Source organism: Aureibacillus halotolerans (assembly GCF_004363045.1).
Taxonomy (GTDB): Bacteria; Bacillota; Bacilli; order Bacillales; family DSM-28697; genus Aureibacillus; species Aureibacillus halotolerans.
Genome location: NZ_SNYJ01000002.1, coordinates 24,073 through 39,267, shown reverse-complemented (window position 1 = coordinate 39,267; position 15,195 = coordinate 24,073). Strand labels below are relative to the sequence as shown.

Annotated in this window: 15 protein-coding genes; 4 read left to right on the top strand and 11 right to left on the bottom strand. The window is 43.0% G+C overall.

The genetic code is table 11. The annotated features are described in order from the left end of the window. Nucleotide 1: 1 nt before the first annotated feature. A complete protein-coding gene (locus tag EV213_RS02440; protein WP_341770321.1) occupies nt 2-1,288 on the top strand; it encodes an MFS transporter in 1,287 nt (428 codons plus the stop codon). A 168-nt stretch (nt 1,289-1,456) separates the two neighbouring features. Here the strand turns inward: EV213_RS02440 and EV213_RS02435 are convergent, their stop codons facing one another. From EV213_RS02435 to EV213_RS02410, 6 genes are all read right to left on the bottom strand, one after another. Continuing rightward, nucleotides 1,457-2,185, bottom strand: coding sequence for an EcsC family protein (locus EV213_RS02435; protein ID WP_279512743.1), 729 nt, complete (start codon nt 2,183-2,185; stop codon nt 1,457-1,459). A 41-nt stretch (nt 2,186-2,226) separates the two neighbouring features. Continuing rightward, nucleotides 2,227-3,444 (bottom strand): ABC transporter permease, encoded by a 1,218-nt coding sequence (locus EV213_RS02430; protein WP_133578904.1) that lies wholly within the window; start codon nt 3,442-3,444, stop codon nt 2,227-2,229. Next, nucleotides 3,441-4,181, bottom strand: coding sequence for an ABC transporter ATP-binding protein (locus EV213_RS02425; RefSeq protein ID WP_133578903.1), 741 nt, complete (start codon nt 4,179-4,181; stop codon nt 3,441-3,443). The genes EV213_RS02430 and EV213_RS02425 overlap by 4 nt, the downstream gene beginning before the upstream one ends. Nucleotides 4,182-5,109: 928 nt before the next feature. Further along, the gene (locus EV213_RS02420; RefSeq protein ID WP_133578902.1) at nt 5,110-5,934 is read right to left on the bottom strand and encodes a carbohydrate ABC transporter permease; all 825 of its coding nucleotides are present in this window, start codon (nt 5,932-5,934) and stop codon (nt 5,110-5,112) included. Nucleotides 5,935-5,949: 15 nt separating this feature from the next. After that, nucleotides 5,950-6,888 carry a carbohydrate ABC transporter permease gene (locus tag EV213_RS02415; RefSeq protein ID WP_133578901.1) on the bottom strand — a complete coding sequence of 313 codons (939 nt, stop codon included), beginning with the start codon at nt 6,886-6,888 and terminating at the stop codon, nt 5,950-5,952. Between the two features lie 15 nt (nt 6,889-6,903). Then, the gene (locus tag EV213_RS02410; protein ID WP_133578900.1) at nt 6,904-8,154 is read right to left on the bottom strand and encodes an ABC transporter substrate-binding protein; all 1,251 of its coding nucleotides are present in this window, start codon (nt 8,152-8,154) and stop codon (nt 6,904-6,906) included. 560 nt (nt 8,155-8,714) lie between these two features. Here EV213_RS02410 and EV213_RS02405 point away from each other — a divergent pair. Then, complete coding sequence (locus tag EV213_RS02405) at nt 8,715-9,194, top strand: YusW family protein (RefSeq protein WP_133578899.1); 480 nt, start codon at nt 8,715-8,717, stop codon at nt 9,192-9,194. Between the two features lie 253 nt (nt 9,195-9,447). Here EV213_RS02405 and EV213_RS02400 read toward each other — a convergent pair whose 3' ends face one another. Next, complete coding sequence (locus EV213_RS02400) at nt 9,448-9,666, bottom strand: DUF2922 domain-containing protein (RefSeq protein ID WP_133578898.1); 219 nt, start codon at nt 9,664-9,666, stop codon at nt 9,448-9,450. Between the two features lie 31 nt (nt 9,667-9,697). After that, complete coding sequence (locus EV213_RS02395; RefSeq protein ID WP_133578897.1) at nt 9,698-9,922, bottom strand: DUF1659 domain-containing protein; 225 nt, start codon at nt 9,920-9,922, stop codon at nt 9,698-9,700. A 152-nt stretch (nt 9,923-10,074) separates the two neighbouring features. Between EV213_RS02395 and EV213_RS02390 the strand changes: the two genes are divergently transcribed. Then, nucleotides 10,075-11,304, top strand: coding sequence for an aminopeptidase (locus tag EV213_RS02390; RefSeq protein WP_133578896.1), 1,230 nt, complete (start codon nt 10,075-10,077; stop codon nt 11,302-11,304). After that, entirely contained in the window at nt 11,304-12,572 is a 1,269-nt protein-coding gene (nagZ, locus tag EV213_RS02385) for a beta-N-acetylhexosaminidase (RefSeq protein ID WP_133578895.1), read from the top strand. The genes EV213_RS02390 and nagZ overlap by 1 nt, the downstream gene beginning before the upstream one ends. 140 nt (nt 12,573-12,712) lie before the next feature. Here nagZ and EV213_RS02380 read toward each other — a convergent pair whose 3' ends face one another. From EV213_RS02380 to EV213_RS02370, 3 genes are read right to left on the bottom strand one after another with little or no spacing between them, the layout of a single operon-like run. Continuing rightward, entirely contained in the window at nt 12,713-12,940 is a 228-nt protein-coding gene (locus EV213_RS02380; RefSeq protein WP_133578894.1) for a hypothetical protein, read from the bottom strand. After that, nucleotides 12,941-14,101, bottom strand: a complete 1,161-nt coding sequence (locus EV213_RS02375) for a Ger(x)C family spore germination protein (RefSeq protein ID WP_133578893.1) — start codon at nt 14,099-14,101, stop codon at nt 12,941-12,943. Next, complete coding sequence (locus tag EV213_RS02370; RefSeq protein ID WP_166639131.1) at nt 14,098-15,180, bottom strand: GerAB/ArcD/ProY family transporter; 1,083 nt, start codon at nt 15,178-15,180, stop codon at nt 14,098-14,100. The genes EV213_RS02375 and EV213_RS02370 overlap by 4 nt, the downstream gene beginning before the upstream one ends. Between the last annotated feature and the right edge of the window lie 15 nt (nt 15,181-15,195).

Genomic DNA, 15,195 nt, shown 5'->3' with positions numbered 1-15,195 from the left:
TATAAAAATAAAGCGACAGCTTAAACTAAAGCCAACTTACAAGAATGAGGGCGTTACTTTGAAATCAAAAAAAGGGTTGGCTTTAGCAGCAGTTGCTTCAATTCCACTTGTCATGACATTAGGTAATTCAATGTTAATTCCTGTGCTTCCTACTATGGAAAAGGCTCTTGGGATTACAGCATTCCAATCAAGCCTCATTCTGACGGTCTATTCGATTGTTGCGATTCTTCTCATACCGGTTGCAGGCTATATGTCAGATCGATGGGGAAGAAAAAAAATCATCATTCCTAGCTTAATTATTGCTGGTATTGGCGGTATTATTTCTGGCTATGCCGCATGGAAGCTCCATGATGCTGCCTTTCCAATTATTTTAGTAGGTCGCTTTTTTCAAGGGGTGGGTGCAGCTGGAGCTGCGCCGATTGTGCTACCACTCGTAGGTGATATGTTTGACAGCGAAGAAGAGGTTTCAAGTGGTCTTGGTACTGTAGAAACATCGAACACGTTTGGCAAAGTGCTAAGTCCGATACTTGGCGCAGCTTTGGCTACCGTTTTTTGGTTTTTCCCTTTCTGGGCTTTTCCTGTTTTTTGTCTCATCTCAATTATAGCCATGATGGTTTTCGTGAAGGTCCCCCCTTCAAACGAATCACCGCCACCTTTAAAAGAGTATATTAAAAGCATAAAAGCCATTTTCAAACGAGAAGGACGATGGCTGACAGCCGTTTTCTTTATCGGTGGTCTCTGTATTTTTGTGATTTTTGGCGTCCTTTTTTATCTTTCCACCATTCTTGAAGAACGCTATCAAATCGCTGGTGTCCAGAAAGGCTTTGTTCTTGCCATTCCATTAATGGCGCTATGTGCAGCGTCTTATTTTGCAGGACGACACATCAAAGAGTCGAAACCACTCATGAAATGGGTTACCTTTGTAGGTCTTCTGCTCCTCACAGCAGGTGTCAGTGTGCTTGCGTTTGTCCAAGGTTTATATATACTACTGACTGCTTTATTTATCAGTGGTATCGGTATTGGCGCTGCACTTCCTTGCCTAGATGCACTCATTACGGAAGGCATTGAGAAGGAACAGCGTGGTATTATTACCGCCGTTTATTCGTCTATTCGTTTTATAGGGGTCGCCGCTGCACCACCTTTAGCTGCTATTCTCATGGAGATCTCACAAAAGAGCTTGTTTTTTACGCTTGCTGGTATGTCATTTGTGGGAATCTGCTGCACATTATTTATTCATCCGGAGCAGGAGCAACGGGAGAAAGGGAGACCCAAACCAAATACGATTTAAGGGGTCAGGCTCTTGAGAAACGCTCGCTTTCTTCGTTGCTTTGCCCTCTCCGGTGTTTATTACCTGACCGCGCCTCGAAAGACAAACGCTTTCAATTCGCCCGATTGAACACTTTGGTCGCTTATATGTTTTGCCATGTCCAGATTTTTAAAAAACCCCTTGAACTGTTCAAGGGGTTTTGGCATGCATTGTTCGGAGACGATAGCCGTTTATCGCTGTTTTCCCGAGGTCCTCAAGAAGATTGTAGTTTGCGTAAGCTCCAACAACGGCACCAATTCCTGGCATTAATTGCAATAGCTTAACTAAATCAATGTAATCACGATATTCCTGTTGAAACACCTGCCAATCCGTATCTGCTATCTGTTCCTTGTGATCATCCCAATTCTTCACAATTGGATAAAGCTCCTTCCTCCTCGTGTCACTTGAGAACTGAAGCTCAAAAAGATGTAAGATGTACAATCGTTCATCGTAACGTCGCGTATCAAACCCGTACCAAGAGGCAAGCTCATGTAAAAATTTCATTTTTATTCCTAACAACAATGGGAAATCTGCCATGCCAAGGAAGATTCCTCCAGCACCAGTGCCTGCCCCTTCGACGGCCGCTGTTCGCTTATAGGATTGCAAGATGTCGACTGCCTTTTTATCTTTCTCTTGTAACGACCAGTCGTCCGTTTCTTTAGGCTTAGTTGTCCACTTCGATCCAACTAGGCATGTCTCGACAATGCCTTTAACGGCCTCTGTTAGTGCCTGATGCACTTTCTCAGGAACAATCGCATTAAACCTTGTCTGTGTCAGCTTTGCGACACGTTGAAAGCGTGTCGATTTTTGCAACATGGCAAGCTCCCATTGCTTCAGGTCAATGTATACCTCTTTTTCGTAGCTTTTATCAATCGACACGTTTATCCCTTCCCTTCACCCTTTTGACACAGCTAAGCTAATTATAGCTCTGCCGCCTTTGCAATCCGTTTTTTCAGAAAAACGCTGACGTAGAGGGACGTAAATACCACACCAACAACCAGTGATAACACACCTTGCCACCAAGGCGCTTGGAAATACAATGGGATAGGGAGAAACACAGCAGCAATGAACAATAGCTGCCGAATGAGTGACAGTACAGCAACGTTTTTTTGACGCTCATTGATGGGGTATAAATGCAGCCATATTTTATCTCTATGATGGCGTGTCAGTGTACTCAACTGAAATCCAATAAAGTAAATAAAAAGGACAACAGTCACGCACTTAGCTGGCCAATAAGGGACCCACCATGCGAGAGCAGCTCCTAACAAAACCAAACGCATATAAATCCCCAAATAATCTCCTGTTCTCAGGAATGTTCGCCAAAACAAAAACCGATAGCTTGCTTGCTGTTGAAAAGGAATTTTTGCAATCAGCCAATCCAAATATTTGCGTCGTTTGGCCGTATCTTGAATGGATGGAACATCCGTGAACATATTGGCAATTCGATAAAACATTGTCATGCGTTTCTGCTCTTTGTGAATCAGCAAATCCCATTTTAAGGATCGGTAGCGTCGACTGCTACGCATGTACATGTATAATAGGCCCATCAATACAGCAATGATACTTGCAAAAAGCCATTGCCCTTGACAGATAAAAAACATAAACACAACATTTAAGGAGAACCTCACAAGCTTTTCAGCAATCCGTATACGCACATCCAAATAATAAGAAAGCTCCCATTCTGAAGCGAGATTCCATATCTTCGTAATAATGGCAGCACCTATAGCCACCAGCAGAATAGATCCTGTGCCACCGTTTGCTAAATATAATGGGGCACACGCAGCAAAAATGAGGACGAGCACATAAAGTTGAAGTCCAAAGCTTACAACCCCACTTTTAAAGAAATAGGGACCCATCTTTGTCTCTAATGGGAGTAAAAAAACAATGTCTGCTTGCTTCAAGAATGTGTACACCGGACTATAAGAAAGCGCAAGCGCCACGATGACTGCCATTAGGAAAACAGCCGGAAATTCAGCTGGGATGGTTTGTAGCCATTGCTGATAATAATAAGCTGCTGCGCCTATTCCGAACAACAAAGCAAATTTAAAATGATCATTAAAGATATATTTTCCATAGCGTGCCAGTTCTTTTGCTGTGTCGCGAATCCTTCTTTTCCAAAGAGTTTGAATGTCATTCATGAAACAGCATCCTTTGTCAGCTGCAAATATATATCATCTAATGTGGCCACAGGCAGCTCCAGCTGCTTTCGCAACTCATCTAATGTACCGAAAGCTTTAATCTCACCATCATGAAGGATGACAAAACGATCACAATAACGTTCGGCTGTAGATAATATATGTGTCGACATAAGGATACCTGCCCCTGCATTCTTGCGTTCTTCCATTAACGTTAGAAAGGATTGAATGCCGATAGGGTCTAAGCCTAAAAATGGCTCGTCAACAATGTAAAGGTTTGGTTCTACAAGCAACGCACACATAATCATTACTTTTTGTTTCATGCCCTTTGAAAAATGATTAGGAAACCAACCTAAGCGCTTCTCCATTCGAAACTCTTCAAGTAACGGAGGGAGCCTTTTTTCAACATCAGCTTTTTCAAGATTATAGGCCATGGCTGTTAAATCTAAATGTTCCTGCAACGTAAGTTCATCATAAAGCTGTGGGGTTTCAGGGATGTATGTAAAATGACTACGATACGCCTCAGGAGCTTGCGCAAAGGAATCTCCTGCAATTAACACATTTCCTTTTTTCGCTTCCATAAGCCCGATAATATGTTTAATTGTTGTACTCTTCCCTGCACCGTTTAATCCAATAAGTGCGACCATCTCACCTCGTTGCACTTGAAATGAAATGTTCTTTAATACATTTGCGTTCGTATACCCGCCGGTTAATGATTGAATTGCTAAAAGTGGCTCCATCGTATGTCCCTTTCTGCTTACATTTCTTTTACTCATCCTACCATAGAAAAGCTAAACTATTCATCATTTGACTAACTACCCTTGGGTATTCTCTTCCAAATGTAGATACTACGCATCCATTTGACGTATAGAAACTTCACCAAATGCACATAGTATAGGGGAAGCGAGGAACGAATCGTAGCAGACCCAACATTGAAGGCAAAGCGTATGCTTTATCCTCTCATGAAAAGGGGTGTCTGTGAAGGACAATTCAAAAGCGTTTGTTACCCACTGAGAATGCGCATCGTGTGTTAACGACCATTCGGCAATGCCGATCCTGGGGGTGTCTGTGAAAGACAGCGTGCTGATTTTCCTTACCTGCGACGAACCCTCGGCTTCACAACAAACAGGATGCCACGACCGGCATCCTGTTTTTCGGCTTATGAGAAACGCTCGCTTTCTTCGTTGCTTTGCCTTGTGCGGTGCTCATTGCCCATGTGGCAACTCCGCGCCTCCCAAGCCTTCGCGCCTCGACAGACAAACGTTTTCATTGCGCCTACGGCTTATGAGAAACGCTCGCTTTCTTCGTTGCTTTGCCTTGTGCGGTGCTCATTGCCCTTATGGCAACTCCGCGCCTCCCAAGCCTTCGCGCCTCGACAGACAAACGCTTTCATTGCGCCTACGGCTTATGAGAAACGCTCGCTTTCTTCGTTGCTTTGCCTTGTCCAGTTCTCATTGCCCTTATGGCAACTCCGCGCCTCCCAAGCCTTCGCGCCTCGAAAGACAAACGTTTTCATTGCGCCTTGGGTTTTTCGAGAAACGCTCGCTTTCTTCGTTGTTTTGCCTTGTGCGGTGCTCATTGCCCATGTGGCAACTCCGCGCCTTTCAAGCTTTAACTCCTAGATAATACAAGCGTTTTAATTACGTCTGCGGATTGTTTAATGTTTTATTATCCTTTAATCGCTCCATCAGCAATTCCTGAGATGAACTGACGGCTGAAGATAGCGAAAAGAGCGATGAGTGGAATTGTGGCTAATAGCGTACCTGCCATTACCATGCCGTAGTCTGTGTTGTAGATCCCATTTAACTGTGCGAGCATGACTTGCAGTGTAAATTTACTAGAGTCATTTAATACAACAAGTGGCCAGAGATAGTCGTTCCAAATGCCAACAAATGTGAAGATACCAAGGAAAGCCATGGCAGGACGGAGAATTGGCAAGGCCACATGGTAATACAAACGAAACTGCCCACAACCATCTAAACGCCCCGCATCCATTAGTTCATCAGGCACCGATTCCTCACAATACTGCTTGATCCAAAAGATCCCAAACGCACCTGCAAGTCCAGGAACGATAAGTGCCTGAAACGTATTGACCCAGCCAATTGAAGCCATGATAAGAAATTGTGGAACAAAACTCAATTGGGATGGAATCATCATTGTGGCAAGCAATGATACAAACAAAAACGTTTTTCCGGGAAACTGAAATTTAGCAAATGTAAAGCCAGCCAAAGAGCAAAAGAACAGCGTACCTACCGTCGTAATGACAGCAACGAATATCGTATTCCCGGTTGCTTGGAAGAAATTAATGCTTGCAAAGACATTTTGCACATTAATGATGAGTTGGTCGCCAAAAAATAAATTCGGTGGAAAGGCAAGAATCTCACTCGAACTACTGGTCGACATTACCGCCAACCAATAGAACGGAAATACAGAAAGAAAAACACCAATCAGTAATCCTGTATGAAGCAGTATTTTTGATTGCAGAGAGCTCATTGTAATTTCCCCTTTCTATAACCGGTTAACGAATTTCCAGTTAATCAATGAAAATCCACCTATTAGAATAAACAATGCCCATGAAACGGCTGCAGCATATCCAAACTGACTTTGTAAAAAAGCTTCATTGTACATATAAAGGGATAGAGTAAGACCACTGCTTCCAATACCTCCATCATCACCTAACAGTATCTGTGGTTCTGTAAACAATTGCATTGAACCAATGGTGGTCATGATAATCGTGAACAGGATCACTGGTTTCATAATAGGAATGGTGATTTTGAAAAATGTCTGAATGGGAGACGCACCATCAATCTTTGCAGCTTCATACATGGCTTGTGGTACACTTTGCAGTCCAGCGAGATAAATAATCGCATTGTAGCCTGTAAACCTCCAAACTACCATCGAACCTAAAACAAATTTCACAAGCGTACTGTTATTGATCCATGCGACTGGATCCACACCAAACAATGAAATAAAATAATTCAATAGACCGTATTCATTATTAAAAATGGACTGGAAGATAATTGCTACGGCCACGATTGACGTTACATTTGTCACAAAAAACAGCGTGCGGTAAACTCCGCGAAATCTCAGTAGCGGAACGTTAAGCATCACAGCAATGATCATGGCGAACAACAGCATTGGCACACTGGAAATAAACCAGATGGCGAATGTGTTCCCTAAAGCTGTCCAAAACACAGGCTCAGTAAGCATGTATTGAAATTGAGCGAGCCCTACGAACTTAATGTCACCAAGGCCGTTCCACGACTGAAATGAGAGAAAGATGGAATACAGTATGGGAAATACCCCAAATGCAAGAAAAAGGATGTAAAAAGGGGAAATGAACAAGTAGAGAATCTTGTTTTTCCTGATTTCCTTCCAAAGCTTTGAAGACTTTGATACCTCATTGGTAACGAGTTGCTTTGGCGCACTTGCCGTATCGTTTTTCATTATGTCTGCTCCCTCCTAACGTCTTGATAATTCGCGTTTGACTTGGACTTGGATGTCGTTCCATGCCTGTTCTGGGTCTTTTCCACGTGTTTCCACCAAGCGAAGCTCAGCCTCAAAAATGCCGTTCACCATTGAGTGAAATTCACCAAAATACGTTTCTGGTACATCCTTAGCTACATCAACAAAGGTTTTCGTAGTGTTTTGCCCACCATAAAATTCTTCCTCTGAAGACAATTCACTGCTTTCCAACGCATCTATAGCAGAGGGAAACAAATTGTAGTTTTGGTAAGCGGTTATTTGGTTTTCAGGTGACATAAGCCATGCAATAATGTCATAGGATGTCTGCTTATGCTCTGAACTCTCCAGTACACTTAAAAATGAACCCCCTCTGTTTCCGGCTCCGCCGGGCGCTTCTGCAACTCTCCATTGACCACTCGTGTTAGGAGCAGCATCCTCGAGAATCTTTTTGCCCCATACTGCATTTGGAACTGTTGCAATTTGACTATTGTTATAAGCCGCATTCCAATCGGTTGTTCCATCCTGAATTCCTGGTGCAATCCCGGTCTCCGCTGCCTTAACAGCCGTATCCCAAATTTGTTTCATATGGTCTTGGTCTCCAATATATTCATCGTCTTCAGAAAAAAACTTCTTTGGGCTTTGAGCAATCGCCATTCTGTAGATTGATAGAATGCTATCCACCATATAGACGCCTGTTGATTCCTTAAGTTTTTTACCTGCTTCAATATACTGATCCCAGGTTTGTAACTGTGACGCCACCTCTTCGGGTTCTGTCGGCAGCCCCGCCTGTTCAAATAAGTCCTTTCGATAAAAGAGAGCCGTTGGTCCTGTATCTACTGGCAAGGCGATAAGCTTTTCGCCATCATTAACTTCTGCTAGATTCCATTTCCAATCCAAGTAGTCATCTTGGATGGATTCTGCCCCATAATCATACAAATTAGCGAAATGTTCATTGTATGGTAAATATTGCGCTATCCAATCGTTCAGCATTACAATATCAGGCCCACCTGAATTCCCAACGAGCGTTGTCTGTAGCTTGATTCGAAAATCCCCACCAATCTTTTGTGCTTCCAGCTCGACATTCGGAAACTGCGTTTCAATCTGTTCCACGAGGCTATCGTCTAGCCCCCTGTTCCAGTACCAAAGTGTGATATGCTCCTTTTCACCTGCCTGGCTGGAAGCAGTACCACAACCTGCTAATAGGAGTACTAAAGAAATCAAACACATGACAACACGGAACGTCTTCATGATGAAATCCTCCTCGTATATCGCATTTTTTGAAAACGCTTTCATATCTAATTATTATTTTATCTAAAACCATTTATATTGTCAATTTATAAAACGTTTTCAAAACTTTCGATTCCCGAAGCAACAAGGCGTAATGGTATATAAACACAAAAAACCAAGTGAATTAAATTACATAATTACAAATAAATAACATATTATTCTATTGATATCTACATATCAAAGCGCTTTCTTAATTTATTTACAAAAGAAAATACAGAATGGTATACCGATCTATAATTTCTAACGCAAAAAATAGTTCTGTTAACAAAATCTCACCATAGCGAATTGTCATCGCATTTCATTTTGCTGACCCCTCTTTCATGTTGCGCATAGGTCAATGCTCGCTTATCTGAGCTATGCGAGGGATTTTTCTCTTTTAGTGTGACTCTTCCCCTAGCTGTTTGGGGAGTTAACTGAACAAATAGCAAACGTTTCTTGGATTGAAAAAGATCCCGCTGTCCCTTTGCTCATAAAATGTGGTTTCTTTGGAAAGAGTAATAAGAAAAGTAGGTGTGCACTGAATGAAATCTCTCCGTTTTCAGTGGTGCGTTTGTCTTTTATTGTTGCTTTCCTGTGGGGTTAAAGAACAGGATATTGATTCACCCACTCCTTCAGAGATATCCTTTTCTTCCATTGAAAACGATGATGCCGTAAATAAAGAACCAAATCTTTCAGAGCAAAGTGCTTCACCGTTTACTGCTTTTTACCTAACTGCTGTGTTTGAAAATGGCAAGAAATACAGCGTGATGTATGATCATATGCACAAAAATGAAGCGATAATTCACGATCAACGAAAGGATACGAAGCTCATAGGCGAGGATGCTGTCGACCAGCTTTTGCCACTATTTATCACAACCGGAATCACACATACCATGGAGAAGGATGAAGCTCTCCATCAAATTATGAATGTGTTTTTAATTCGGCAAGCAAGCATGGTATCTCTCGATATTTATTTTGCCGACGGGGAGCATACTACATATCTTTATCAAGAAAATGATTAATGGTGTTTCTAATTTGCAACCCGGCAATGAGCACCGAACAAGGCGAAGCAACGACGGAAGCGAGCGTTTCTCATCAAACAACCTCAGGCTGAATGAAAACGTTTGTCTTTCGAGGCGCGAAGGCTTGGCAGGCGCGGAGTTGCCATAAGGGCAATGAGCACCGGACAAGACAAAGCAACAACGAAAGCGAGCGTTTCTCATCAGTCTGAGGGTATGCACCAATTGAATCGGCGCATGCCCTCAGAAAATTCATTTAAGGAAGTTCGATCTCTTCAACAGTTCGTTCAACAATTCTTGCTTCTTTTATCGCCACAAACGAACCACCTGATGTGTGAAATACATCATTTGTTACGAAATACGTCATCGCCTCATGAATGGCTGCTGCATCAACAGGCTCAACAGGCTCTTCAATGCTGATCGTATTCGTCGTGCCACTTGTGTTCGTAAATTTCAGTTCGAGCTGCTTGCTCATGATACCCCTCCTTTCTGCCAGATTGTGTTTTTTATGCGTCTGGAAGCAAATCTAGATCATTGTTCCGCTGGATAGACACGATCTCTTCAGACGTGAGGGAGCTCAGATATTGCCCTGCCTGAAAGAGGACATCGTCGCTAACTTCAGGGTTTACTGAGTTATAGCGCTTTGATGAAAAAACCGTTTCGCCTTTTTCATCAATGCCGTCATCGATGACCAGCTCCAGCTGTGACTCTTTTAATACTGCTTGTGCCATTCGAATTCACCTCCTTTGTTAGTTGTACATGTAAAACGAAAGCGGGGGCTCAACTAGGGACATTGAAAGCCAAGTTTTTTCGATAGTGTGATATTATACGGATAAGGAGCCTTTACATAAAGAGTAAGAGGCGATTTGAAAGGAGAAATACAATGTCAATATCTCAAGAAAAACTAACTCAGTACGCGGAGCTAGCAGTTAAAACGGGGATCAACATACAACAAGGGCAAACGTTAGTTGTGAATGCTAGTACGCAGGTCATTCCATTTGTGAGGGAAATTGTTAAACAAGCCTATCTTGCAGGGGCGAAGCATGTGCACGTTGACTGGAGTGACGACGGCTTAGTGTTAACGAGGCTTCAATATGCGCCAGATGAAGCACTTGATGAATTTCCTGTTTGGAAGGCGCGTTCCTACGAGCAATTGGCTGAGGAAGGTGCAGCATTTATGAATATCGCCGCACCAAATCCTGAGCTTCTTAAAGGGATCGATTCTAAAAAAGTGGCACGTGCACGCAAAGCATCCTCTACTGCACTGCAAAAATATACTGACTACCGCATGAACGATGTTGTCAGCTGGTCTATTGTGGCGGCACCAACACCTGAGTGGGCCGAAAAGGTTTTCCCTGGTATGGGTGAAGCAGAAGCGATTGACAAGCTATGGGAGCAAATTTTTCAAGTGAACCGTCTTAATGAAAGCGACCCTGTAGCTGCTTGGGCTACTCATAATGAGAAATTGCAGGAGAAGGCTGCCTTCTTAAATGAACATCGGTTTGAAGCTCTGTTGTATAAAGGCCCTGGCACAGACTTAACGTTAGAGCTTCCAAAGGGACACCGTTGGTTATCTGCAGCATCGACGAATGAAAAAGGGCATGCTTTTATGCCAAACATGCCGACAGAAGAAGTGTTTACAATGCCTAAGCGAGATGGTGTCAACGGGACTGTTTCAAGCACAAAACCATTACATTATGGTGGCACTCTTATTGAAAACTTCTCCTTTACATTTGAAAACGGCAAAGTGATCGACGTGAAGGCAGAACATGGATTAGATACATTACAAGAGCTTTTAGAGACAGATGAAGGTGCGCGTCACCTCGGTGAAGTTGCTTTAGTGCCTCATCAATCCCCTATTTCACAATCAAATATTGTCTTTTACAATACATTGTTTGATGAGAATGCATCTTGTCATCTTGCTCTAGGCACAGCATATCCCTTTACAATCGAGGGTGGAACCAAAATGACGAAGGATGAGCTAAAAGCCAACGGAGCAAACACTAGTCTTACTCATGTCGATTTTATGATGGGCTCCGCTCAACTTCAAATTGATGGGAAGAAAGAAGACGGCACCATCGTTCCAATCTTTAAGGATGGAAATTGGGCATAATGACCATACACATGAAGCGCTCCGTAAACGGAGCGCTCTTTTCCCTCTGCTGTATACTTCTCCTGCTGATTGCAGCCTGTGGAAACGACAACCCAACTCGTTCTGCGCAAAACGCTCCTTTGATATCCTCGCCATCGTCCGAGAACCGCGCGATGCCCTCTCCTGCTTTTTTTCAATCTGAAATAGAAAAACAATTGGCTGAGATGACTCTCGAAGAAAAAGTTGGCCAAGTCTTTATGATCGGTATCGATGGGACTGCTTACAATGTCGCCATGGAGAAGCAGCTCAAATCGTTTCCTGCTGGAGGCGTCATCTTATTCTCAAGAAACGTAACGTCAGTTCCCCAACTTGCGCAATTAACGAATGCCCTTAAGGAAAACAGTACCTCCCCTGTTCCCCTAGTGATTGGCACTGATGAAGAAGGAGGACCAGTCAGTCGATTGCCTGATGAAATTATTGATTTTCCTTCGGCAGCTGAGCTTGGCAATAGCCCTTTATCGAAAACCACTGCTATCGGCGAAGCCACTGGCCAAACACTCCTCCAATTGGGCATTGATTTAGATTTCGCTCCAATCTTAGATGTGAACAGCAACCCTACTAATCCTGTAATCGGGGATCGTTCATTTCAATCTAACCCAACGAAAGCAGCGGAACACGCATTGGCATTCGCTGAAGGTCTCGAAAGTGCTGACGTCATTTCTGTTGGCAAGCATTTTCCTGGTCACGGAGATACGTCCGTCGATTCTCACCTGCAGTTGCCTGTCGTTCAGAAATCGATGGAGCAGCTATCCAACTTGGAACTGATACCTTTCAAGAAAGCGATCCAAGCAAAATTGCCTGCACTCATGGTTGCCCACTTGCTTGTTCCAGCAATTGATGAAACGTATCCGTCCTCGTTGTCCTATGCTACCATTCAAGAGCTTTTACGGGATGAGATGGGGTATGAAGGAGTTATTGTCACTGACGACCTTACCATGGGAGCCATTCAAGACAACTATTCTACAAAAGATGCCGCTCTGTTAGCATTTAAAGCAGGTTCTGACCTACTCCTCATTTGTCATGGCGAAAGCACGGCTGAAGAGTCATATAAGCAGCTTCTCCAAGCCGTGAAAAAGGGAGAAGTCACAGAAGAACGACTTGATGAGAGTGTTCGCAGGCTTTTGGCACTTAAACAAACCTATCAGGTAACAAAAAAGGCTTTACCAATGCCTGATGTACAGCAACTAAATCAAATTAGAACAAACGCCTTAAAGAGTGACTCTCAATGAGGGGCGCAAAAAAAGCGATCATGCACTCAATTTACAGTTGAATGCATGACCGCTTAAATGGCTATTCAACAATATCCCAAAACTGATTATGCCGATGATTATATATTGCCTATCACTTCTTTTCATCATACCTCTTCCGCCTATGTCCACCCTCGAAACGCCCAGCTGATAAAATCCGTTGGACCTGGCAATTCTGGCCAGACAATTGTCACTGCCCCAAGTAGCGTCGTTATAAGCAATAAGCCTACCACCATCCCCCTGCTTCTGTTCGTTAGCCTCGGTTTTTGTTTTCTCATCACTGCAAAAACAGGAATATAAACGACAGCAATTTGTATCAACCAAATGAATAAAATGAACCCCAATGGCATTTATTTTTCCTCCGTCGGATGATAAATTTCTGTAATCAGACCTGTCCGCTCAATGATCAAATCCTGCTTCACTTGAATTTCAATGTTCTTAAACACCGTATCCCACTCATCTTTTTGATCAAGCTGCTTCATGACTTTCGGATAGCGATTATTAAATTTTTCACCATACCCAAACACATCAAGACCAATCTCTTGCTGGGCATACTGAATCATGTCGTTTAGCCGTTTTCCGATATACAATTTTGCTTGCTGTTCCATTTTTTCATTGTCCTGAATGTCCAGTGGTTTCATATCCGTCTCATTCTGGTTGTATTCTCCCCAATTTGTCACATGTACGTTTATGATGAATCGCCCATTTTTTATAATTGGTGTGAGCTTTGTTTGTGTTTCCGTAATGATTAATGAGAAGGTTGCTTTTTGATCAAGAACGGGGACGGTGATGACCGTCTCCTTCAATTCTCCTCTCATCCAAAGAAGTTCGTCTCTAAGCTTTGGCGGTATGGTCGCTTGCAGCTTTCCTTTCTTTAAAACAGAAATTCCTGTTAATGCTAACGCTGGATCGCCTTCACCCAATGAACGAATTCCGATTCTTGGAACAATCGCAATATGCCCTGCATCATTAACCATTCCTATAAGTTCAAGCAAATTGGTTCGAATGCTGAATCCTAAGCTCGTATAATTTCTCAACAGTTTAGGGATTTGCTTTCCTGTCTGCGTTGAAAGCTTTAAAAAGTCCTCCGCATTTCCAGAGGTTGTAAAAATATGCTGTCGCAGTACTGCCTCAGGGAACCTGCCGAAATAATCGATATGTCCAAGAATGCCCTCTTTCGCTACTTCCTCTGAAAAAATAAGCGAATCGTTGTTTCCCCAATAAAAATTTTTCCCCGCACTTAATCTCGCATGCGCAATGGCCGTTGCGATAGATCGTCCTCGCCCTTGGACGAGGTTCATTTTAAATCCGGGGCTAGCTTGCGATGAGCTCATTCCTTGACCAGTGGGGTTCAAAACGCCAAGAGTTACTTTAACGGGCATATCCCCTTCATCTGACACATCGATACCAGTCCCCTGAATAATGGCAAGCTGTGTCAATTCCTTGCTGTCCCAACACCCTGTAAGGAGGAGTAAACCAACTATGAGCAACAAGTTGCTTGATCGTTTCATTTTAGCACCTTCCTTACACGCCCAATTCCATAAAGAAGCAATGGAACGAGCACCAGCATAATCCCGAAATAATATACGACAGCTAGTCGATAAAAATCGCTTACCATCGGTAGAGTTGGGAAGGCCCAATTGGCGACACTCAATACGAAAAGAGCGATTGGCCAAACGATAACAGGCTCATGTTTCACTTGAAAAAGATCTGCCATCAGGTTCACCGTAATAAACAATAATATAGACAGCTTAATAAACACGCCAAGCGTCCAAAGCACCACGACTATGGATTCCATGTGCTCAAGGAAATTGCCTACACTCACGTAACGAAATGCACTCATCAGCGGGAAAGGAAAATTTGCCGAAACCGATCCAAAGAGAAGGACGACAATGAGGTTTACAAAAAGAATAACAAGAGTCATCACAGAAAAAGAGACCAGCATGCTACGCCAAACCCCCTTGCGCTCCTTTATATAGGGAAGGAGAAATGCGACTGAAAAACCTTCCATAAACCAAGCACTCAAAGGGATACTTCCTTTAAACGAAGGCATTAGACCCTCAGGAAGTACAGGGAAAAAATTGCCCATATCCAAGTCAGGGATTAGAAAGATGTTACCGAGTATGAAAAAGATCAAATACACCGGTATAATAAGCATTGTCACGCGTGCAACGGTTTCGATGCCCTTAGCAACTGCATAAGCAGATGTAAACAAAATCAAAGCCATAATGACATAATTTGGTGTCTTCACTAGAAAGACATTGCTTGAGAATATCGTAAATTCCTGAAGCACCAACACGGAGAAATGAATGTAAAAAAGAAGATAACATACGATGAGAAATGACCCTGCATAAGGACCAAGAATTTTTCTCATATATTGCGCAGGTGTATGCTTAGGATACATCCCATGGAGACCCAAGGCGATGCTCCCGACAAGAAATCCTACTGGCAAACAATACACTGGAGATAGCCACATATCAGCGCTGGCTTGTTCACCTGCCGTAGTTGGTCCAAGCAACACCATTGTCGCTATCACCAGCATTGAGAGCAGTAAAAACACTTGCGCATTTGAAAGAAGGGTTTTTTGCATTTGCATGACCTCGTT